Consider the following 22,320-nt stretch of genomic DNA (forward strand, 5'->3'; position numbering starts at 1 on the left):
CACACCAGAACCTGGCTTCAGCTAAAAACCAAAGGGCTCTGTGATGAAAGCACCTGAAATCGCCGCCGACGAGGCACAACGTTTATCGCAGTTGCGTGCGCTGAACATAATGAATACGCCAGCGGAAGAACGATTTGATCGTTTAACTCGCCTGGCGCGCCGCCTGTATGACGTGCCTATCGCGTTAGTCAGCCTGCTGGAAGAAGATCACCAGTGGTTTAAATCTGCACAGGGTTATGCGCCTACCGGATCGCCACGGAATATCTCGTTTTGCGGCCACGCTATCCTGCAGGATGAAATCATGATCGTTGAAGATGCGTTACAGGATGAACGTTTTCACGATAATCCGCTGGTGACTGGCGAACCACACATTCGCTTTTATGCGGGCTGTCCGCTGCGTGCGCCGGGCGGTGCCAAAATGGGTACGTTCTGTATTATTGGTCGTGAGCCGCGTCAGTTTAATGAAGAGGATCAGGCCACCATGCGCGATCTCGCCGCCATGGCTGAAGCGGAATTGATCGCCTTTCAGACGGCTACCTGTGATGAACTGACGCAGATTACCAATCGCCGCGGTTTTATGACGCTGGGACAGATGGTGCTTAATGAGTGCCAGAGGAAAAACCGTCCCGCCTGTCTGACTTTTCTCGATCTCGATAAGTTTAAGCAGATTAATGACACACTGGGCCATCGCGAAGGCGATCGCGCGCTGATGGACTTTGCCAATGCGATGAAAGTGGCGTTCAAACATTCCGACCTGTTTGCCCGCCTGGGCGGCGATGAGTTTGTGGTGCTGTTTGATGGCCTGCAGCAGCAGCAGAGTGAAGCGCTGCTCATGCAGTTCGACCGTTATCTGCACCAGCAGTCAGTCAGCCTGAACCGACGTTACCGCCTGCAGTTTTCTCTTCCGGCGTGGTAGAGTTTGACCCGGCCAATCCGCAATCGCTGGAACAGTTACTGCACGACAGCGATAAACAGATGTATCTGACTAAAAATCAGAAACGCATTGCCGTGTAAGGTCAGGCGCCGCAGCGCCTGAGGGGTCAGGGACGGGCCAGATCGTCGAGCAGCGTCTGATTAAACTTAGCCGGATCTTCCATTTGTGGTGCGTGCCCCATGCCAGGAAATTCAATTAAGCGCGCGCCCGGGATACGTTTAGCCGCCTCTTTTCCCAGCACCGCATAATCACCCAACCGGGCTTTCACCTCCGCCGGTGCGATATCACTGCCAATGGCCGTGGTATCTGACGTACCGATTATCAGAGTGGTCGGCACCCTGAGATCGCCGAACTCATAAAACACCGGTTGAGTGAAGATCATGTCGTAGATTAAGGCGGAGTTCCACGCCACCTTCTGATGGCCCGGCCCACTGTTTAGTCCGGCCAGCATATCGACCCACTTATCATATTCGGGTTTCCAGCGCCCGACATAGTAAGTCTGCTGTTCATACTTCTTAATACCCGCCGCGCTGAGTTTGAGTTCGCGCTGATACCACTGATCCACCGAACGCCACGGTGCACCTTTGGCTTTCCAGTCCTCCAGCCCTATCGGGTTAACCAGTACCAGCTTCTGCGTCTGCGCCGGGTACATCAACGCATAACGCGTTGCCAGCATCCCGCCGGTTGAATGACCGACAATGACCGCCTTCTCCACTCCCAGCCGTGCAAGCAGCTGATGGGTGTTCTCTGCCAGTTGCTGAAAACTGTATTGATAGCTGGCGGGCTTGGTCGAGCTGCAGAAGCCAATCTGGTCGGGCGCGATAACGCGATATCCCTGCTGACTCAGTGCGCGAATCGTCTCTTCCCAGGTCGCGCCACAGAAGTTTTTACCGTGCATCAGCACCACGGTTTTGCCGTTGGCACGTTGCACCGGTTTGACATCCATAAAGCCCATGCTCAGCGGTTGCTGCTGAGACTGAAAGTCAAAATGCTGCAGAGGATAGGGATATTGAAACCCCTCCAGCTGTTCGCCATACACAGACGCAGCATGGGCAGGTGCATGAGCCAATAAGGCCAGCGAGGTGAGCAAGGCGGCAAGCGGTTTTTTCAGCGCGTATGTCGGGCTCATCCGGGGGTACTCCATGTTAAAGGTGAGTCGTAAGCCTGGCATGTCATTGTGAAAAATCTATTGCCAGGCGGTGCTATCACGTTAATAACACGGCGGCTGCCAGGATTCATCAGGAGGTGGTCAGCGGCATAGCGCCTGATTTAATTTTTATCTGCCAGATATCAATCATCTATATTTCCCAACAGATTTATCACAATTCATCTAATTTAATAAAAAACGGCTGTTCGGATGAATAATATCAGGAGATAAAAACTCAAAACCTGAAAAATGTTTACGCAAAGAATAAGAACATTAAGGTAGATTTTTCACATTCGTGATGAATTTAACCGTGGAGTCGCTATGAGCGAAAATAAATATAATGAAAGCGCAATCATCTCTGTCACTGAATGGATTAATAATAATCCTGGCCAGCGCCTGAGTGTTGATGATATTGCCATAAAGGCAGGTTATTCCAGATGGTATTTACAGAAACTCTTTGCCCGTTACCATAATGAAACACTGGCGCGTTATATTCGTAAGAGAAAACTTAACGCCAGCATTCATGATTTAAAAAACAGCCAGACACCTATTATCACTCTGGCACTGAAATACCATTTTGAAAGCCAGCAATCTTTTACCCGCTCTTTTAAACAGATTATGGGTTGCACGCCGAGCACCTGTCGCAAACGTCAGATGAACCACAAGGCGAAACAGCAGCTGGCTGAGGTAGCGCATCCCTGTACCTTATGCAGCTTTGTGCGTGAGGAAAGTATAAAGCCGGATGCTGGCGTAACAGTCCGGCCTGTTACGCACTTCACGCACGAATATACGCAGGCAGAGTCATTCCGCGACAGGGGTTAATCAGGCTTCATCCGGCTGATAATATTGCACGCCAATCTGAATGCGCTCACGCCCCTGGGCGACGCGATGACGATTGGTGTCGCGCAGTGAATAGACGCAGCCACAATATTCCTGCTGATAAAAACTCTCGCGCTTACTGATTTCAATCATGCGCGAAGACCCACCGCCTTTACGCCAGTTAAAATCCCAGTACATCAGATCCGGATATGCTGACGCGGCGCGGACACCACAGCTGTTAATCTGCTTCATATCTTTCCAGCGTGAGATCCCCAGGCAACTGGTCATCACCGGGAAGCCGTTCTCATGTGCATAGAGTGCCGTACGCTCAAAACGCATATCAAAGCACATGGTGCAGCGCTCACCCCGTTCCGGTGACCACTCCAGCCCGCGCGCGCGCTCAAACCAGTTATCCCGGTCATAGTCCGCATCCACAAACGGCACACCAAATTTTTCGGCAAAGCGAATATTCTCCTCTTTTCGCAGCTCATACTCTTTGAGCGGGTGAATATTCGGGTTGTAAAAATAGATGGTGTATTCAATACCGGATGCCAGCATCGCTTCCATCACTTCACCCGAACAGGGCGCGCAACAGGAGTGCAGCAGGACTTTTTTATGACCGCCCGGCAGCGGCAGCGGCTGGCGCTGGAAAGGTTCAGACATAAGCACCTTCAATCAATGGCTGAAAAGCAGCAGTGTAATGCTGCAAGCAGTCAGTTGCAAAACGGGTCTGATATGCCTCGTTTGGTGTAATCGTGCTTCATCCGCCCTTATTCCCTGTAGTGCCAACCCGCTGATCTTCGATGTTTTCTTTTTAGCGTAATGCTGTGCAGCACGGGTTATGGCCAGAAGTGTGATCGTCACCACACTGGCATCAACTATGTTTACATAACATTAACAATATTGACATTGAATCGCCTCAAGGAGACTCGCATGGTCGCGACAAAAAAATCGGGAAGTCAGCAGAACCGTTTTACGTGGTTCGTCTGTTTTATGGCTGCGCTGTCAGGCCTGCTGTTTGGTCTGGATATCGGTGTCATTGCCGGTGCCTTACCGTTTCTGGCAAAGGATTTGCAGATAACTAACCATCAGCAGGAGTGGGTGGTGAGTTCAATGATGTTCGGCGCGGCGCTGGGTGCGCTGGCGGCGGGCTGGATGTCATCAAAGCTGGGACGCAAGAAAAGTATGCTGGCAGGCGCAACGTTGTTTGTGATTGGCTCGCTGTGGTCAGCGTTCTCCCCGGATGTCGGGTCACTGGTCTGCGCCCGCGTGATGCTGGGTCTGGCGGTGGGCATCGCCTCTTATACCGCACCATTGTACCTGGCAGAGATTGCGCCGGAACGTATTCGTGGTTCGATGATTTCCATGTACCAGCTGATGCTGACCACCGGCATCGTGGTGGCTTATCTCTCTGATACCGCGTTCAGCTACAGCGGCAACTGGCGTGGGATGCTCGGTGTTATCGCCATCCCAGCGGTGATCCTGTTTATCGGCGTGCTGTTCCTGCCTAACAGTCCGCGCTGGCTGGCAGCACATGGGCGTTTTAACGAAGCACAGCGGGTACTGGATCGGCTACGGAACAGCAGTGAACAGGCCCGGGAGGAGCTGGAAGAGATCCGTGAAAGCCTGCAGGTGAAGCAGCGTGGCTGGTCGCTTTTCCGCTCTAACGGTAATTTCCGCCGCGCGGTATGGCTGGGCATGCTGCTGCAGGTGATGCAGCAGTTTACCGGCATGAATGTTGTGATGTATTACGCCCCTAAAATCTTCAATATTGCCGGCTTCTCCAGCACCAGTGAGCAGATGTGGGGTACGGTGATTGTCGGGCTGGTCAACATGCTGGCTACGCTGATTGCGATTTTCTTTGTTGATCGCTGGGGTCGCAAGCCGATGCTCACCACCAGTTTTCTGGTGATGGCAGTCGGCATGGGCGTCCTGGGCACACTGCTGCATATTGGCGTTGAAACAGATTTCCGCAAATACTTTGCTATTGCGATGCTGCTGATGTTTATCGTCGGCTTCGCGATGGCGGCCGGACCGGTCATCTGGCTGCTCTGCTCAGAAATTCAGCCGCTGAAAGGACGTGATTTCGGCATTACCGCCTCCACCACCACGAACTGGGTCGGTAATATGATTGTGGGTGCGACCTTCCTGACCATGCTGGATCAGCTGGGGAATGCCAATACCTTCTGGCTCTACGGCGCGCTTAATCTGGTGTTTATCGTGCTGACGATGATGCTGGTTCCCGAGACCAAACATGTGACGCTGGAGCACATTGAACGCAACCTGATGAAAGGCAAAGCACTACGTGACATCGGGGCGTAACCGCCCCGTATCAACTTACCATTGCAGCTGCTGGCCGGCGTAATCGACATAGTGATGACCACCACGACCGCGCCAGTGGGTCAGTTGCCGGACGATACCGGCCGCACTCTCTTCTGCTGTCAGTGGCGCACTCTCGCCACCCATATCTGTTTTCACCCAGCCGGGGTGCAGCGTCAGCAGCGTCCCGCTCTGCGCGTCAACTGCCGGAGTCAGTGTGCGGCTCAGCATATTCAGGGCCGCTTTGCTGGCCGAATAAATCGGCATCTGCGCCTGCGGGTTTTCATTCAGGCTGCCGAGCTGAGATGAGGTCAGCGCCAGCACACCTTCCGGCTTCAACAGCGGCAGCAAAATCTCTGCACTGCGAACCGGCGCTATCGCGTTGGTCAGGAACAGCTGCGCCAGATCCTGATCGTCACTCTGCGACACCTTCTGGTGTGAAGGCCCGGAAATCCCGGCGTTAATCAGAATCGCATCGAACGTTTTGCCACTGAGCTGGCTGGCAAGCTGCTGAACCGCCGATGAGTGCGTCATATCCAGCGCATGCCAGTGAATGTCTGGCTTATTACCCTGCTCCGGAATGCCACTGCGATGCGTAGCCGTGACCTGCCAGCCCTCACCCGCAAACGCCTGTGCCACCGCCAGCCCGATACCGCGCGAAGCACCAATAATCAGAACCTCTTTTTGCTGAGCCATATTCACTCCTCGTTGATTGTCTCACTACAAGCTTAACGGGTATTCCGCCAGGACAGCGGCCCGCTGTGCTTTTTAGCGTGGCGACAGCACGGTCGGTAAAAACCTTGCGGCACAACGCTGATGATGGTTTTCCATCATTAAATTGCTTTATCTTTTACTTTTAACCGATTAGAAGAGATAAATAGTCAGGCATGCAGCAGTTAATCGCCATTTTTCCCGTGGAGTCTGAATGAAAAAGCTCACCTTAGAGGTGGTGGCAAAAATGGCGGGCGTCGGGATTGCGACGGTCGATCGTGTGCTGAATGAACGCGGCGGCGTGTCACTGGAGACCAGCCGTAAAGTCCTGAAAGCTGCGCGCGAAGTGGGATTGAAGCGTCTGCTGCCCCAGGAGTACCAGCATCCCTGGCAAATTGAGGTGTTCCTGAGTAATAACGGCTCCTCCTTTTTTCAGCAGCTTACTACCCATTTCAGCGAAGTCGCCAGCCAGCTTGGCTATCGTCGCCTGAAACTGCATAAAACTCTGGTGGCCGAGGCACAGCCTGAGCAGCTGGCGCAAAGTATTATCGCCCGCAGCAGCACGCGCGACGGCATCATTGTCTTTGCACATGATTCACCGCCCATCTACCGGGCGCTAGCGCTGTGCCGCAGCCGCAATGTGCCGGTGATTACCATCGTTACCGATCTGCCTGATGCTGACCGCTTATGTCATGTCGGCATTGACCAGTATCAGGCCGGACGCACGGCGGGATTACTGATGAGTAAAACGGTGAGTCAGCCCGGCGACATTCTAATGGTCAGTGGCCGCTTCGATTATCGCGCCCACCGTCAGCGCATTGACGGATTCCGGGAGGCCATGGCGCAGCGCGCGCCCCAGCGTCATCTGCGTGAGGTGCTGTCGGGTCAGGATCAGCGGGAGACAATCCGCAGCGTGCTGGCCCGCAACCTGCAACCGTCGCAGATGATTGCAGGGGTCTACAACACTGGCATGGGCAATACTGTTGTCAGCGACACACTACGTGCCCACCAGTTGCTGGGTAAATGCACCTATATCACTCATGAACTTTATGATGTGACACGTAAGCTGCTGCTGAACGATGAAGTGGCCTTTACCCTGGATCAACATGCTCAGCAGCATGCCCGGCTGGCGATTGATTTGATGCTGAGTCATCTGGAAACCGGCTATCAACCGGATATCTATCAGGCGGGTAAAGTGGCGTTCAGACTGTTTACGGCGGAAAATATGGCGTGAGGGGGATCGGTTTCCCCTGAGGATGCCACATCATCAGGGGAAACCGATCGGGCTTTCTTAACCCGCAGCGTCCCGGCTTTTATCATCCGGGCTGTCCGCGTCGTCAGTACCCTGACTCTTCTCCACTTCCTGCGGATGTCCCATTGACAGCGCGGCGGCACTGGCGGGATCGAACAGTGACAGACTCTCAATCTGGTCAACCATGATCACTTTGCGGAACGACATCGCATCTTTGGGTTTCGAGTCGAGCGTGATGTCATGCTCGGCGTACCACTTGCTGTAGTTATGTTCCACCGCCAGCTTCAGTGTCTTGCTGTCGCGGTATCCGCTCAGCATCGGGATCAGTACAATGTTTTTGGTGCTCTCATATTCAAACGTCGAGGCATGAATCATGCCGATGTAAATGCGGCGCGACTTCATCGTAATCCACGCGAGTTCGCCCTCTTCCATGCACTGAAACAGCAGTTGTTCAACGCCGTTGGAGCGTGACAGTTGCTGATAAAGGTCTTTACGGCCCGATACGTTCAGCCGTGCACTGCCCGCCCAGTTTGAGCGATACAGGCAGAGCAGAATGGCAAAAGCGAGCATGATCACAACTGGTGCCTGAATCCCCAGGAAACTCCAGTTCATAAACTCGACCTGCCACTTCAGATGCACGCCGGGGATCATCTGGACGGCATTCGCGATGCCGGAAATACAGAGCAGCAGTAACCAGATGATGCCGGTGGCGAAGACACCCTGCAGAACAAAAATACAGCCGTAGAGCGCCACCAGGAAATAGACATCCCAGCCCGACGAGCGACGGATTTTAAAGCGGCTGTTTAAATCGCGGCTGGTGTACCAGTAACCACTCACCATCAACACCATAAATATTGCGGTACCCACCTTATACTCCCTTTAAGGTATTCACGTGCCGGGCAAAATCTTCGTGGACTTCCTCGCTCAGCGTGTTGACTGAAATATTGCCGTTCTCATCAATAATGATGCGCTCACCTTCAGCAATTGAGTCGTTGATATCCTGACGGGTCATAATCTGCAGAAACTTATCGGGACTGGCAAAGACCGACTTAATAAATTTGAACATAGCGATCCCATTGTTGGCCTGAAAAGTGAAGTATGTGACCGAATCGACACTCTCGCCTGTTTAATTTCGGGTGAAATTTCTTAAAATCAATAAATTAGCGAAGCGGCAATCGCCTGTTTAAAGCCGATTTCCGCAGAAATCTTCAACGTAACCAGCAGCCTGCCGTCAAAAACATCCTGTCCAGACTCGTCTGGTCTGCAATAACGCTGGCTCACCTCACCGGCGGAAAAGGCTAAGCTCAATGGTTAGCCCTTTTCTGTCACCCTGTCTGAAACGCATCGAGGAAGGTTTGCATGAAACAACGAACACTGGGCCGTACCGGTCAGCGCGTCTCTGAAATTGGCTTTGGCGCATGGGCCATTGGCGGAACCTGGGGAGAAGTGAGCATGGAGGATGCCAAAGCCGCGCTGAATGCTGCGCTGGATGCAGGCATCACCTTTATTGATACTGCCGATGTCTATGGCGATGGCCGCTCCGAAAAAATTATTGCAGAGGTGCTGAATCAGCGCGGCGGTGAACGCCCGTTTGTGGCCACCAAGCTGGGGCGTCGTCTGTCACCGCACGTGGCTGAGGGCTACAACGCCGAAAACCTCAACGCCTTTATCGATCGCTCACGGGAAAATCTGCAGACCGACACGCTGGATCTGGTGCAGCTGCATTGCCCACCGACGGAGGTCTACTACAACCCGGACGTGTTTGCGGTGATGGATGAGATGGTCGCCGCCGGAAAAATCCGTCACTACGGCGTCTCCGTTGAGAAAGTCGAGGAAGGCCTGAAAGCGCTGGCATTTCCAAACGTCTCGTCGATTCAGCTGATTTACAACATTTTCCGTCAGCGTCCCGCGGAACTGCTGTTGCGTGAAGCGAAACGCCGTGATGTGGCGATCATTGCCCGTGTGCCGCTGGCTTCAGGCCTGCTGACCGGCAAAATGCGCGCCGACAGCGTGTTTGCCGCTGACGACCATCGCACCTTTAACCGTAATGGCGAAGCGTTCGATAAAGGCGAGACCTTCTCCGGTGTGCCTTATGAGGTGGCACTGGAGGCGGTGGAGGAGATTCGCCGCTTTGTTACGGGCGACACCACCATGGCGATGTTTGCACTGCGCTGGATCCTGATGAACGAAGATGTCAGCGTGGTCATTCCTGGCGCGAAAAATCGTGAGCAGGCTGAAGCCAATGCCCGCGCCAGCGACGTCGGTGCACTCTCTGAGGATACGATGGCGGCGCTGAAGCAGATCTATCAGGAGAAGATTGCGCCGCACGTGCATCAGCGCTGGTAAATGCGCGTTACAACGCCTGGGCGCACGCCCAGGCGGAACTCCAGGCCCACTGGAAGTTATATCCCCCCAGCCAGCCGGTGACATCGGCCACTTCACCAATAAAGTACAGCCCCGGCACCGCGCGCGCCTCCATGGTTTTCGAGGAGAGCTGCGTGGTGTCTACGCCGCCCAGTGTCACTTCAGCTGTGCGATACCCCTCGGTGCCGTTTGGCTGAATGCGCCAGGCATGCAGCGTCTGCGCCAGTTCAGTTTGCTGTTTGCTGTTGAGCTGTTTCAGGGTGATATCCGGCACCACTTTGAGTGCCTGCAATACTTCCACCAGACGCTTCGGCAGGATTTTCGCCAGACTGTTTTTCAGGCTGAGATTCGGATGCGCTTCACGCTGCGCCGTCAGAAACGCCTCAAGCGGCGTAGCGGGTAACAGGTCGATGGTGACGAATTCGCCGGGCAGCCAGTAGCTGGAGATTTGCAGTACCGCGGGGCCGGAGAGCCCACGGTGAGTGAACAGCATCGCCTCTTTAAAGCGGGTACCATCCTGCGCATCGATGGTGGTGTCCAGCGCAACGCCTGAGAGCGTCTGTAATTGTTCCAGCAGTGGCTTATGCAGCGTAAAGGGCACCAGAGCCGCCCGGGTCGGATACACATTCAGACCAAATTGCTCTGCAATTTTGTAGCCAAACGGCGTGGCACCCAGGCCTGGCATCGACAGACCACCACTGGCAATCACCAGCTTCTTCGCCTGAACCGTACTGCCGTTGAGTTGCAGGGTGTAGCCGCTTTCATCGCGCTCAACACTGAGCACTTCACTGCGCAGTCGCAGGGTGACATTGCCCTTGTCACATTCGGCCAGCAGCAGATCGACAATTTGCTGAGCAGAGTCATCACAGAAGAGCTGGCCCAGGGTTTTTTCATGCCAGGCGATACCGTGGCGATTAACCAGATCGATAAAATCCCACTGGGTATAACGCGCCAGCGCGGATTTACAGAAATGAGGATTGTGCGACAGATACGCCGCCGGTTCAGTGTAGAGATTGGTGAAGTTGCAGCGGCCACCGCCCGACATCAGAATCTTGCGGCCTGGCTTTTTGCCGTTATCCAGCAGTAACACGCTCAGTCCGCGCTGCCCGGCCTGGGCGGCACAGAACAGCCCTGCGGCTCCGGCACCAATGATGATAACGTCAAACTGTTCCACTGCGTTCACTCACTTAACTGGAAAGGCGCAGATTGTAGTGATCTGCTCACCCGGACGCCAGCGTCAAAAAATTGCCGTAAATGTGTCATATTGTATCTGACTAATATCTAACCCTTTTTCACTGAGTAACCCGTTCGCTCTGCGAAGAAAGGTTAAATTAGCGCTATATTTTCCTTTCCCATACAGCACGTTGTCGCGGATAATGCGCCGCGTTCATGTCCTCCAAAAATGGCGTAACGTTTATGCTACATCTGTTTGCTGGTCTAGACCTCAGTACTAGCCTGTTATTGGTTCTTGCCCTGCTGTTTGTATTGTTTTACGAAGCAATCAACGGTTTCCACGACACGGCCAACGCAGTTGCGACGGTCATCTATACGCGTGCCATGCGTGCCCAGCTTGCTGTGGTTATGGCGGGTGTATTCAACTTCCTTGGCGTACTACTCGGTGGATTGAGTGTTGCCTACGCTATTGTTCATATGCTTCCCACCGATCTGTTGCTGAATGTTGGATCGGCTCACGGTCTCGCCATGGTGTTTTCTATGCTGCTGGCGGCGATTATCTGGAACCTCGGCACCTGGTATCTCGGTCTGCCGGCCTCCAGCTCCCATACACTGATCGGCGCGATTATCGGTATCGGTCTGACCAACGCCCTGATGAGCGGAACCTCGGTGGTTGATGCACTCAACATTCCGAAAGTCCTGAACATCTTCCTTTCTCTGATCCTGTCGCCGATTGTCGGCCTGGTGATGGCGGGCGGGTTAATCTTTATTCTGCGTCGCTACTGGAGTAATACTAAAAAGCGTGCGCGTATTCATATGACGCCTGCTGACCGCGAAAAGATCGACGGCAAGAAAAAGCCGCCGTTCTGGACCCGTATCGCCCTGATTGTTTCGGCAATTGGCGTGAGCTATTCGCACGGTGCGAATGACGGTCAGAAGGGCATTGGCCTGATCATGCTGGTCCTGATTGGCGTGGCGCCGGCTGGTTTCGTCGTGAATATGAATGCCTCCGGTTATGACATCACGCGCACCCGCGATGCCGTCAACCATCTGGAACAGTATTACCAGCAGCACAACGCGTCACTGACACATATCATCCAGATGGCACCGCCTAAGTTGCCAACACCGGAAGAAGTACCGGCAACCAGCCCGCAGGAGTTTCACTGTGACAGCGCGCGAGCACTGCAGGCAGTACAGCGTGCGCAGGTGTTGCTGAATAATCTGCAGAGCTACGATCAGCTGACCGTTGATCAGCGTGGTCAGATGCGTCGTCTGCTGCTGTGTATCTCAGACACCGCCGATAAAGCGGCCCGTCTGCAGGAAACTACGCCAGATGACAAACGCTTCCTCAATAAGCTGAAAAGTGACCTGCTTGGCACCATCGAGTACGCGCCTATCTGGATTATTTTGGCCGTGGCGCTGGCGCTGGGCACCGGTACCATGATTGGCTGGCGTCGTGTTGCCACCACCATCGGTGAGAAGATTGGTAAAAAAGGCATGACCTATGCGCAGGGAATGTCAGCCCAGGTGACAGCAGCGCTGTCGATTGGTATTGCCAGCTATACCGGCATGCCCGTCTCTACCACGCATATCCTCTCTTCATCGGTGGCCGGTACCATGCTGGTCGACGGTGGCGGATTGCAGAGCCGGACTATCAAGAACATCGCCATGGCGTGGATCTTCACCCTGCCGGTTTGTATTCTGCTGTCAGGTTCGCTCTACTGGATTGCCTTGAAACTGGTGTGATGCCAGCTGACAAAAGGGCGACGCAAGTCGCCCTTTTTTAATGCCAGATCGCCAGCGCCACCAGACTGATAACCACCAGCCCACACAGCGCACTGGTCAGAACAAACTGTCCCCGCACCCGTTCACAGCGCCGGATAAACTCATCGTCGTGGTGATCAAGATAGCGTTTTGCCCAGATATAAGTGACCAGCCGCACCTGTTTACTCGGCTGACCGTGAGAGGTGAAAAACCCCGCCCCATCGACATACTGATACAGCAGTGGATCACAACCCCGTAATACCGCCAGTAGCGCGCGCAGCGATGAAAAATAGCGTGCCATATTCACGATACACACCACACAAAGAGCCCAGAAAAGCGCAATAGTGCTGATCATATTCCCCCCTCCCAGCTGGAATCGCAGCAACAGACTCAGTGTCTGGCACTGAATCCGCCTGCAGAAAAAACCAGCCACTGAATCTCCGGACTGCGAAAATTTTCGACCCCCTGAGCGGCTGCGAACCGGACCGCCTTTTCTCAGTGTAGGAGAATTCTTTACATTTTTTCCAACGATGATTTTCGTTCAGCGCGAGTAAATCTGGCATAGCCTTGATCTTATTCATAAGCCAGACGGCAACAGCAGCATTTACAATGAGAGAAGGCTATACTCAGACTATAACAACATCATCACCTGCAACGCAGGTTGACACTTTGGTGGCGCTCATCGCCCGCTCGCGCAAGGGACTTCGCTAAGCTGTGACGCGGCAGGAACACCGGATGCCATCCTTAATCTCGTGAAAGGAGTTTTATCATGGCTTATAAACACATCCTGATTGCAGTAGACCTTTCTCCCGAAAGCCAGTTGCTGGTGGATAAGGCTGTCTCGCTGGCGCGTCCCTACGATGCCAGAATTTCCCTGATTCACGTTGATGTGAATTATTCTGACCTCTATACCGGCCTGATTGATGTCAACTTAGGGGATATGCAGAAGCGTATTTCTGAAGAGACGCATGCCGCACTGAAAGGGTTGTCCGATGCGGCGGGCTATCCGATCAGTGAGACACTGAGCGGCAGTGGTGACCTCGGCCAGGTTCTGGTTGATGCCATCAAGAAATATGACGTTGACCTGGTGGTGTGTGGTCATCATCAGGATTTCTGGAGCAAGCTGATGTCCTCAGCCCGTCAGTTGATCAATACCGTGCATATCGACATGCTGATTGTGCCGTTGCGCGATGAAGACGAGGCGTAATTCAGACGCTTAACGAAATGAATAAAGCCGGCGCGACGCCGGCTTTTTTTATACGTTCAGAGCGGGGGATAGATATCAAAGCGATGGCTTTTGGTGACCACAGCCGCCTGTGTCACGACACCCGCCAGCGGCGGTGCATAGTCTGGTCGTTTGACCACAATACGCTTTTTCGCCAGTCGACGAGCCGGTTCCAGTAACGCATCCGCATCTTCATCCGGCCCGACCAGCGACTGAAACACCCGCATCTCCTTTTTCACCAGTGCACTTTTCTGGCGATGGGGATACATCGGATCGAGATAGACCACATCTGGCTGCGGCGTAATATCGCCCAGGGCCTGCGCGCTGGCCGCATGAATCAGCGTCAGACGATCGCGCAGCCAGGGGCCAATTTCCGCATCCTGATAACCGCGCTGTAATCCATCTTCAAGCAGGGCAGCCACCACCGGATGACGTTCCAGCATCCGCACCCGGCAGCCGAGCGCCGCCAGCACAAACGCATCACGCCCCAGTCCTGCCGTCGCATCCACCACATCCGGCAGATAACCGCCTTTAATACCCACCGCTTTGGCGACAGCTTCGCCGCGTCCACCGCCGAAACGACGGCGATGCGCCATTGCGCCGGTGACGAAATCAACAAAAATACCGCCCAGCTTAGGCTCATCACGTTTACGCAGTTCCAGGTGCGTTGAGGTCTGCACCAGCGCCAGCAGCGCATCTTCATCGTGCTCCAGCTGCCAGCGCTGCGCTAAACGTGATAAGGCGCCGTCTCCGGCGCCTGATTCATCGAGCAAACAGATTTTCACAAACTGACTTATCCCTGAATGCCGTAGTGTTCCAGCATCGCATCGAGCTGCGGTTCACGACCGCGGAAGCGTTTGAACAGCTCCATCGGCTCTTCAGAACCGCCACGCGTCAGGATGTTATCCAGGAAGGATTGACCGGTTTCACGGTTGAAGATGCCCTCTTCTTCGAAGCGGGAGTAAGCATCCGCCGCCAGCACGTCTGCCCACAGATAGCTGTAGTAGCCCGCCGCATAGCCACCGGCAAAGATGTGGCTGAAGGCGTGCGGGAAACGGCCCCATTCCGGACTCGGAACGACCGCAACGCGGCTTTTCACTTCGCGCAGGGTTTCCAGAATCTGCGCGCCCTTCTCCGGATTAAACTCGGTGTGCAGACGGAAATCGAACAGGCCGAACTCCAGCTGACGCAGGATAAACAGCGCGGCCTGGTAATTCTTCGCCGCCAGCATTTTATCCAGCAGTTCTTTCGGCAGCGGTTCGCCAGTCTCAAAGTGACCCGAGATAAACGCCAGCGCATCCGGTTCCCAGCACCAGTTTTCCATAAACTGGCTTGGCAGTTCGACCGCATCCCATGGCACACCGCTGATACCGGAAACGCCAGGCGCTTCGATGCGGGTCAGCATGTGGTGCAGGCCATGACCAAACTCATGGAACAGAGTAATCACTTCGTCATGGGTGAACAGCGCAGGTTTGCCTTTCACCGGGCGGTTAAAGTTACAGGTCAGGTAAGCGACCGGCTTCTGCAGGCTGCCATCGGCTTTACGCATCTGGCCCACGCAGTCATCCATCCACGCCCCGCCACGTTTGTGCTCGCGGGCGTAGAGATCGAGATAGAAGCTGCCGCGCAGTTCGCCGGTTTCATCGAACAGATCGAAGAACTTCACGTCCGGATGGTAAACCTCAACGTCGGTACGCTGCTTCGCGCTGATGCCATAAATGCGTTTAACCACTTCAAACAGACCGGCGACCGCACGCTCTTCCGGGAAGTAAGGACGCAGTTGCTCATCGCTGATGGTATAGAGATGCTGCTTCTGCTTTTCGCCGTAATAGGTAAGATCCCACGGATTCAGTTCAGTGACGCCATGCTCTTTTTGGGCGAAGGCGCGCAGTTGCTCCAGCTCTTTTTCACCCTGCGGACGGGCGCGTTCAGCCAGGTCATTCAGGAAGTCGATCACCTGAGACGGGCTTTGCGCCATTTTGGTCGCCAGTGATTTATCGGCGTAGGAGTCGAAGCCCAGCAGCTGTGCCAGCTCGTGACGCAGCGCCAGCTCTTCCGCCATGATAGGTCCGTTATCCCACTTACCGGCATTCGGACCCTGATCGGAGGCGCGCGTTGCATAGGCGCGATACATCTCTTCACGCAGCGCCGCGTTGTCGCAGTAGGTCATGACCGGCAGATAGCTTGGGATATCCAGCGTCAGCAGCCAGCCGTCCTGCTCTTTGGCTTCAGCCTGGGCTTTCGCTGCCGCCATGGCGCTTTCCGGCATACCGGCCAGTTCACTTTCATCGGTGATCAGCTTGCTCCAGCCCATGGTGGCATCAAGCACATTGTTGCTGTAAGCCGAACCCAGCTCCGAGAGACGCGCGGCGATTTCGCCATAGCGTTGCTGTTTATCTTTTGGCAGGCCAATACCGGAGAGTTCAAAATCACGCAGGGCGTTATCGACCGCTTTCTTCTGCGCCAGATCCAGAGCCGCGTACTGATCACCCTCTTTGAGATTGCGGTACGCCTGATAGAGGCCTTCATGCTGACCGACCCAGGTGCTGTATTCAGAGAGCAGCGGCAATGTCTGCTCATAGGCTTCACGCAGTTCCGGGCTGTTTTTTACCGCATTCAGATGGCTGACCGGTGAAAAAATGCGGCTCAGACGATCGTCGGTTTCCGCCAGCGGCTGAACCAGATTATCCCAGGTATAGGGCGCACCCTGCGCCACAACTTTTTCGACTTCTGCGCGGCATTGGCTCAGCACTTCCGTCACGGCAGGAACAACATGTTCAGGCTGGATGGCAGAAAAAGGGGGAAGCGTAAAAGATGTCAGTAGCGGATTGGTCATAGCGCAGTCCTTTAGAGATGTATGGGGCGCAGCGGGTCGCGCAACGCAATCTAAGTAACATGCGGCTTAGTGTAGCGAAAATCAATGGCAGCCAGGATGAGGTGGGGAAGAAACGCGCGGATGATCGCACGGAAGATGCCTGCTTTTGTCTGATGCCTGAAATCCTGGCGGGCGCGCCGGGCAGATTTTGCGGCCGGTTTACCCGCCTGAAAACCGCAAACTCAGCTCGTCACCCTGAACCGCACTCTGCAATCCCGATTTGTTATCACGCTTCTGGCCCATCAGCGGGTCATCCCTGATATAATCGCCGATTCTCATGCTTTTCCTGCGTCGGTTGCTGTGCGTCGTTCTGTGGGTAATACGTGGGGTAATAATTGGTATAAATTGATTTTTCATCAATTAAAACCTTATACATTCAACAGGATAAACAATGCTGAGTTATCGCCATAGCTTCCATGCTGGCAACCACGCCGACGTGCTGAAGCACACCGTTCTGAGCCTGATCATCACGGCGCTGAAAGAGAAAGAGAAACCGTTTTTCTACCTGGATACCCATGCAGGCGCAGGTCGCTACCAGCTGAGCGGCGAGCACGCCGAGCGTACCGGTGAATATCTGGAAGGCATCTCACGTATCTGGCAGCAGCCCGATGCGCCTGAATTGTTGCAGCCCTATTTTGATGCGATTCGTGCGCTGAACCGCAGTGGCACGCTGCGCTACTATCCCGGCTCGCCGCTGATCGCCCGTCATCTGCTGCGTGAAGATGACAAGCTGCAACTCACTGAGCTGCACTCCAGCGACTATCCGCTGCTGCGTAACGAATTCAGCAAAGATAACCGCGCGCGCGTCGATCGTGCCGACGGTTATCAGCAGTTAAAATCGAAGCTGCCACCGCCGTCGCGTCGCGGGCTGGTGTTGATTGATCCGCCGTATGAGATGAAAAGCGACTACCAGGCGGTAGTGAAAGGCATTCAGGAAGGCCATAAACGCTTTGGCACCGGCGTCTTTGCACTGTGGTATCCGGTGGTGTTACGCCAGCAGATCAAACACATGCTGCGCGACCTGGAAGCAACCGGCATCCGCAATATTCTGCAGATCGAACTGGCGGCCCGTCCGGACAGCGATCAGCGCGGCATGACGGCCTCTGGCATGATCGTGATTAACCCACCGTGGAAGCTGGCCGATCAGATGAATACCCTGTTGCCGTGGCTGCACCAGAAACTGGTTCCGACCGGAACGGGTCACTATGCGGTAAATCAGATCGTTCCTGAATAAGTCCTCATGTGGATTCTGCTGGCAGGTGCGCTGGGCGCCCTGCAACCCGCCCGGCGGCTGGCGCTACTGCTGTTAGCGCTCGTCGCGCTGCTGGGATTTTATCATCAGGTTCTGACCTGGCCGGTCTTGCCGCTGCTGGGCGGGATCGCCGCACTGGTCGCGCTGCGCCGCTTTGACCCGATCCGTTCCCGCCAGCAAATCCTGAGCGAGGCGCTACTGGTGCTGATTTCGCTGGGCTTGTTTCTCCATCTTTTCCCTGGCTTTAACAATCCCCTCCAGGTCGATGAGGTGCAGACGGGTGCCCGGAGCCTGCCGTTCAGTTTCTCCTTCAACGCCGATAAAGCGCTGATCCCCTTTGTGCTGCTGGCCTGCCTGCCGACGCTGTTCCGCGCTCGTGCCTGCCCGCCGCGTTATCCGTGGATTGCCGCACTGACGTTAATCGCCGCCGTGCCGCTGCTGCTGTGTAGTGCCGTGCTGCTGGGTGGCCTGGCATTTGAGCTTCACAATCCACCATGGCTGCCCGCGTTTATGCTGGCGAATCTGTTCTTTGTCTCGCTGGCCGAAGAGGCGCTGTTCCGGGGCTATCTGCAACAGCGGCTGAGAGTGGCGCTGGGAGCGATGCCCGCGCTGCTGATCTGCTCGCTGCTGTTTGGGCTGGCACATATCCAGGGCGGCGTACTGCTGGTGGTATTCGCCTCCCTGGCCGGGCTGATTTACGGTCTGGCGTGGCACTGGAGCGGCCGGTTATGGCTGGCGACCGCCCTGCACTTTGCCCTTAACCTCACCCATCTGCTTTTCTTTACCTATCCGGCACTGCATCACTAAACAGTGAATACGGCCAGATCCGAGGCCAGCTCGGTGCGGGGGAAAATCGTCTGGCACTCCGCCAGCAGGCGGCTCATGTCCTTTGCCAGATAGCGGGAGCTGAAATGGGTGGCGATCAGTCGCTTTGCCCCGGCGCGTTTTGCCACGTCGGCGGCCTGCAGGGTGGTGGAGTGCCCGCGTCCGTTGGCTTTCTCCATCATCGCCGCCTCCAGCGTGGTTTCATGCACCATCAGGTCAACATCCGCCGCCAGTTGCAACGCGACGTCGGTCGGTGCGGTATCGCCAAAGATGGCCAGCTTTTTGCCGGGTGTCGCCGGGCCAAGGTAGTCAGCGCCGTTGATTACCCGCCCATCTTCCAGCGTCACACATTCCCCCTGCTTCAGCTGCTGGAACCACGGGCCACGGGGCACGCCTTCCGCTTTGAGCCGCACGGCATCCAGCAGGCCGGGTTTGTCGTGCTGTTCAATGCGATAGCCAAAACACGCCACCGGATGGCTCAGCGGCCAGGCACTGATACGAAACTCACCGTCATCCAGCGTCCAGCCCGCCTCAATCTCAACAAGGCTCAGCGGATAGTCGGTATAGGAGCCACTGATCGACAGCGCCGTCTCAACAAAGGTCTTTAATCCTTTAGGGCCATAGACCGTCATCGGTGAGGTCAGTCCGGCCATCGACCGGCTGGTGAGTAATCCCGGCAGCCCGAAAATATGATCGCCATGCAGATGGGTGATAAAAATCTTGTCCAGCTTGCCCGGTTTCAGGCTCGAGCGCATAAACTGTAATTGCGTGCCTTCCCCGCAGTCAAACAGCCAGGTTTCACCACTCAGTGCGCGGGTAAAAGCAATGGAGGTCACGTTACGTTGCAGGCTGGGAGCACCGCCGCCGGTGCCAAGAAAAGTAAGGTGCATGGTATGCTTCCCTGTAAGCGAGTGAAAAAACAGAACCCTATTACAATCATAGGCGCAAACTTTGCGTCATTTCGACCTCCAGCGTTACACTCAACCCCAATTTTTTATGCAACCGGATGGATACTTCAATGACCCGACATTTCGACTATCTCGCCATTGGCGGCGGCAGCGGCGGCATCGCCTCAATTAACCGTGCAGCTATGTATGGCCAGAAATGTGCCCTGATTGAAGCAAAAGAGCTGGGCGGCACCTGCGTAAACGTGGGTTGCGTGCCGAAAAAAATCATGTGGCACGCTGCACAAATCGCCGAAGCTATCCATCTCTACGGGCCGGATTATGGCTTTGACACCACGGTGAATCGCTTCGACTGGGCCACACTGGTGAAAAACCGCAGCGCCTACATCGACCGCATCCATAACTCTTACGACAACGTGCTGGGTAAGAACAAGGTTGAAGTGATCAAAGGCTTTGCCCGCTTTGTCGATGCGCACAGCGTTGAAGTTAACGGCGAGATTATTACGGCTAACCATATTCTGATCGCCACCGGCGGTCGTCCGGTTCACCCCAATATTCCGGGTGCGGAGTACGGCATTGATTCCGACGGTTTCTTTGAGCTGGATGCCCTGCCAAAACGCACCGCCGTGATCGGCGCGGGCTACATCGCGGTCGAGCTGGCCGGCGTGGTAAATGCGCTGGGCTCAGAAACCCACCTGTTCGTGCGTAAACATGCACCACTGCGCAGCTTCGATCCGCTGCTTACCGAGACGCTGGTCGAAGTGATGAACACGGAAGGCCCGGCGCTGCACACCGAATCCATTCCAAAAGCCGTGATTAAAAACAGCGATGGCAGCCTGACGCTGCAGCTGGAAAACGGCAGTGAATATATTGTCGATTGTCTGGTCTGGGCGATTGGCCGTGAGCCAGCCAACGATAACCTCAACATCGAAGCTGCGGGCGTGGCGCTGAACGACAAAGGCTATATCAATGTCGACAAGTTTCAGAACACCAATGTCTCAGGCATTTATGCTGTGGGTGACAACACCGGTGCGGTTGAGCTGACACCGGTGGCGGTTGCCGCTGGCCGTCGTCTCTCTGAGCGTCTGTTTAACAACAAACCGGACGAGCATCTGGATTACAGCAATATTCCGACCGTTGTATTCAGCCATCCACCGATTGGTACCGTGGGACTGACTGAGCCACAGGCGCGCGAACAGTATGGCGATGACCAGGTGAAGGTCTACAAATCGTCGTTCACCGCTATGTACACCGCGGTCACCCAGCATCGCCAGCCGTGCCGCATGAAGCTGGTCTGTGTGGGTGCCGATGAGAAGATTGTTGGTATTCACGGCATCGGATTCGGCATGGATGAGATGCTGCAGGGCTTCGCCGTGGCACTGAAAATGGGTGCGACCAAGAAAGACTTCGATAACACCGTGGCGATCCACCCGACCGCAGCGGAAGAGTTTGTGACAATGCGCTAGTAACTCACCTCATGCGCATCCGTTACCCGCTGAAACGTTGTTCTGCGGGTAACGGCCTTAATTAAAATAGGTTTCCCGCAACGGCGTCAGTGCCGCGCCCAGTGCCGAACTGTCTCCCTCAATGGCGCTTAGCAGAATATCCGGATATTCCGCAGAAATGTCCCAGCGTTTACCCGAACACGTCCGCGGCATGGCTAAGAACATTTCGCCCAGCTTACGGGGAATTTCGCCTCCTAATATAATGGCCGCGGGATCGATCACCGCATTCATGGCATCCATTGCCCGATGCAGGTTTGGCGTTACCTCTTCTACCCACTGTTGCGCAATCGGCCAGGCCGGATCGAATTTATGATTGAGATCGCGAATATCTTTAATTTCAATACCGCCGTGACGTAACCGATCGATCAGGATCCCCAGAGCCGGCCGCAGCTTGCCCTCTTCCGGCGTAAAAATACGGCTGATCTCCCCCGCATTACCAAATGCACCCTGGAACGGTTTACCGTTAATCACGATGCCACCGCCGAATCCATAATTAAAAGAGAGATAACCAAACGTATCGTATTTCAGCCCGGCGCCTAAAAAGGCTTCAGCGTGCGCCGCCGTCGTGGCGTTATTTTCAATCCATACCGGTCGATCAAATAACATGGTAATTTCACGACGCAGATCGATACCCATCCAGTTTTTTAAAGGTTCAGGCGGATTGAAATACTTTCGGGAATCATAAAGAAAGCCCGCCATGCTGTATCCCACACCACAGACTTTTTCTGGCGAAATATCGTATTGTTTTAAGGTATCCAGATAGTGATGTTTGATATTGAGTAAGGTACGGGCAGGGTCGCGCGGATGCGTATCCAGTACGCAGTATTCTGTAATACCGCCCCGGAAATTAATCAGGCTGGCGGCAACACTGTCTGAGTTAATAGAGATACCGTAACCATAACGTGCATTCGCATTCAGTGATAACGACGGGCTGGGCTTGCCTCTTCCCTGGGACGGCGATTCCCCCAGGCTGAGAAAGCCATTTTCGGTCAGCGTATCAACAATACGGTGAACAGATGACTGATTCAAAATGGTTTGCGAAACCAGTGAGGAGCGGGAAATGCCATCGTTACGGCGGACAAGCTCCAGAATGAGTTTTTCACTGCGATTAAGTTCGACATCATGACCAGCGGAATATCCATGAACCACAGCGTTGTCCTCACCATATTTAATAATGGGTTCTGTTAATACCCTAGCATGCTTTTATGCATGACGAATAGTAAAGGGCCCTGCCTTTATGTTTTCGTAAA

General features: G+C 54.6%; 20 protein-coding genes and 1 pseudogene. 10 read left to right on the forward strand and 11 right to left on the reverse strand.

The window, feature by feature from the left end; genetic code table 11:
- The first annotated feature begins 43 nt into the window (after positions 1 to 43).
- Positions 44 to 1,014: pseudogene (locus AC6I77_RS18040) on the forward strand (GGDEF domain-containing protein).
- 26 nt (positions 1,015 to 1,040) lie between these two features.
- Here AC6I77_RS18040 and AC6I77_RS18045 read toward each other — a convergent pair.
- The gene (locus tag AC6I77_RS18045; RefSeq protein WP_003852152.1) at positions 1,041 to 2,063 is read right to left on the reverse strand and encodes an alpha/beta fold hydrolase; all 1,023 of its coding nucleotides are present in this window, start codon (positions 2,061 to 2,063) and stop codon (positions 1,041 to 1,043) included.
- A 339-nt stretch (positions 2,064 to 2,402) separates the two neighbouring features.
- Here AC6I77_RS18045 and AC6I77_RS18050 point away from each other — a divergent pair, with 339 nt between their 5' ends.
- Entirely contained in the window at positions 2,403 to 2,903 is a 501-nt protein-coding gene (locus AC6I77_RS18050; protein ID WP_497817187.1) for a helix-turn-helix domain-containing protein, read from the forward strand.
- Here the strand turns inward: AC6I77_RS18050 and AC6I77_RS18055 are convergent, their stop codons facing one another.
- Positions 2,904 to 3,563, reverse strand: a complete 660-nt coding sequence (locus tag AC6I77_RS18055) for an epoxyqueuosine reductase QueH (protein ID WP_003852147.1) — start codon at positions 3,561 to 3,563, stop codon at positions 2,904 to 2,906.
- A gap of 270 nt (positions 3,564 to 3,833) precedes the next feature.
- Between AC6I77_RS18055 and AC6I77_RS18060 the strand changes: the two genes are divergently transcribed.
- Positions 3,834 to 5,222, forward strand: a complete 1,389-nt coding sequence (locus AC6I77_RS18060) for a sugar porter family MFS transporter (protein ID WP_039660856.1) — start codon at positions 3,834 to 3,836, stop codon at positions 5,220 to 5,222.
- 15 nt (positions 5,223 to 5,237) lie between these two features.
- Here AC6I77_RS18060 and AC6I77_RS18065 read toward each other — a convergent pair whose 3' ends face one another.
- A complete protein-coding gene (locus AC6I77_RS18065; RefSeq protein ID WP_485526169.1) occupies positions 5,238 to 5,915 on the reverse strand; it encodes an SDR family oxidoreductase in 678 nt (225 codons plus the stop codon).
- A gap of 229 nt (positions 5,916 to 6,144) precedes the next feature.
- On the opposite strand from AC6I77_RS18065, the gene AC6I77_RS18070 reads away from it, so the two are divergent.
- Positions 6,145 to 7,164, forward strand: a complete 1,020-nt coding sequence (locus AC6I77_RS18070; RefSeq protein ID WP_457172390.1) for a LacI family DNA-binding transcriptional regulator — start codon at positions 6,145 to 6,147, stop codon at positions 7,162 to 7,164.
- A gap of 57 nt (positions 7,165 to 7,221) precedes the next feature.
- On the opposite strand, the gene AC6I77_RS18075 is transcribed toward AC6I77_RS18070, so the two are convergent.
- Together AC6I77_RS18075 and AC6I77_RS18080 are read right to left on the reverse strand one after the other, a co-directional pair.
- Entirely contained in the window at positions 7,222 to 8,049 is an 828-nt protein-coding gene (locus AC6I77_RS18075) for a hypothetical protein (protein ID WP_182630258.1), read from the reverse strand.
- A gap of 1 nt (position 8,050) precedes the next feature.
- A complete protein-coding gene (locus AC6I77_RS18080) occupies positions 8,051 to 8,248 on the reverse strand; it encodes a hypothetical protein (protein ID WP_003852137.1) in 198 nt (65 codons plus the stop codon).
- 293 nt (positions 8,249 to 8,541) lie between these two features.
- Here AC6I77_RS18080 and AC6I77_RS18085 point away from each other — a divergent pair, with 293 nt between their 5' ends.
- On the forward strand, positions 8,542 to 9,528 hold the full coding sequence (locus AC6I77_RS18085) for an aldo/keto reductase (RefSeq protein WP_008926310.1): 987 nt from the start codon (positions 8,542 to 8,544) through the stop codon (positions 9,526 to 9,528).
- Positions 9,529 to 9,535: 7 nt separating this feature from the next.
- Here the strand turns inward: AC6I77_RS18085 and AC6I77_RS18090 are convergent, their stop codons facing one another.
- Complete coding sequence (locus tag AC6I77_RS18090) at positions 9,536 to 10,720, reverse strand: BaiN/RdsA family NAD(P)/FAD-dependent oxidoreductase (RefSeq protein WP_072040370.1); 1,185 nt, start codon at positions 10,718 to 10,720, stop codon at positions 9,536 to 9,538.
- A gap of 242 nt (positions 10,721 to 10,962) precedes the next feature.
- Between AC6I77_RS18090 and pitA the strand changes: the two genes are divergently transcribed.
- A complete protein-coding gene (gene pitA / locus AC6I77_RS18095; protein ID WP_497817230.1) occupies positions 10,963 to 12,465 on the forward strand; it encodes an inorganic phosphate transporter PitA in 1,503 nt (500 codons plus the stop codon).
- Positions 12,466 to 12,502: 37 nt separating this feature from the next.
- Here the strand turns inward: pitA and uspB are convergent, their stop codons facing one another.
- Positions 12,503 to 12,838, reverse strand: coding sequence for a universal stress protein UspB (gene uspB / locus AC6I77_RS18100; protein WP_003852126.1), 336 nt, complete (start codon positions 12,836 to 12,838; stop codon positions 12,503 to 12,505).
- Between the two features lie 414 nt (positions 12,839 to 13,252).
- Here uspB and uspA point away from each other — a divergent pair, with 414 nt between their 5' ends.
- On the forward strand, positions 13,253 to 13,690 hold the full coding sequence (uspA, locus tag AC6I77_RS18105; protein WP_003852123.1) for a universal stress protein UspA: 438 nt from the start codon (positions 13,253 to 13,255) through the stop codon (positions 13,688 to 13,690).
- A 56-nt stretch (positions 13,691 to 13,746) separates the two neighbouring features.
- Here uspA and rsmJ read toward each other — a convergent pair whose 3' ends face one another.
- Positions 13,747 to 14,493 (reverse strand): 16S rRNA (guanine(1516)-N(2))-methyltransferase RsmJ, encoded by a 747-nt coding sequence (gene rsmJ, locus AC6I77_RS18110; RefSeq protein ID WP_003852121.1) that lies wholly within the window; start codon positions 14,491 to 14,493, stop codon positions 13,747 to 13,749.
- Between the two features lie 8 nt (positions 14,494 to 14,501).
- Positions 14,502 to 16,544, reverse strand: a complete 2,043-nt coding sequence (gene prlC / locus AC6I77_RS18115; protein ID WP_497817188.1) for an oligopeptidase A — start codon at positions 16,542 to 16,544, stop codon at positions 14,502 to 14,504.
- 430 nt (positions 16,545 to 16,974) lie between these two features.
- On the opposite strand from prlC, the gene AC6I77_RS18120 reads away from it, so the two are divergent.
- Positions 16,975 to 17,817: a 23S rRNA (adenine(2030)-N(6))-methyltransferase RlmJ gene (locus AC6I77_RS18120; protein WP_078805112.1), complete on the forward strand. Its 843-nt coding sequence runs from the start codon at positions 16,975 to 16,977 to the stop codon at positions 17,815 to 17,817.
- Positions 17,818 to 17,823: 6 nt separating this feature from the next.
- Positions 17,824 to 18,642, forward strand: a complete 819-nt coding sequence (locus tag AC6I77_RS18125) for a CPBP family intramembrane glutamic endopeptidase (protein ID WP_039661156.1) — start codon at positions 17,824 to 17,826, stop codon at positions 18,640 to 18,642.
- Here AC6I77_RS18125 and rnz read toward each other — a convergent pair.
- The gene (gene rnz / locus AC6I77_RS18130; RefSeq protein WP_497817189.1) at positions 18,639 to 19,550 is read right to left on the reverse strand and encodes a ribonuclease Z; all 912 of its coding nucleotides are present in this window, start codon (positions 19,548 to 19,550) and stop codon (positions 18,639 to 18,641) included. The genes AC6I77_RS18125 and rnz overlap by 4 nt on opposite strands.
- A 128-nt stretch (positions 19,551 to 19,678) precedes the next feature.
- On the opposite strand from rnz, the gene gorA reads away from it, so the two are divergent.
- Positions 19,679 to 21,031, forward strand: coding sequence for a glutathione-disulfide reductase (gene gorA / locus AC6I77_RS18135; protein ID WP_008926318.1), 1,353 nt, complete (start codon positions 19,679 to 19,681; stop codon positions 21,029 to 21,031).
- A gap of 57 nt (positions 21,032 to 21,088) precedes the next feature.
- On the opposite strand, the gene AC6I77_RS18140 is transcribed toward gorA, so the two are convergent.
- Complete coding sequence (locus tag AC6I77_RS18140) at positions 21,089 to 22,219, reverse strand: ROK family transcriptional regulator (protein WP_008926319.1); 1,131 nt, start codon at positions 22,217 to 22,219, stop codon at positions 21,089 to 21,091.
- Positions 22,220 to 22,320 lie beyond the last annotated feature (101 nt).

Source organism: Pantoea sp. X-Soil-ISGK-259 (genome assembly GCF_059730705.1).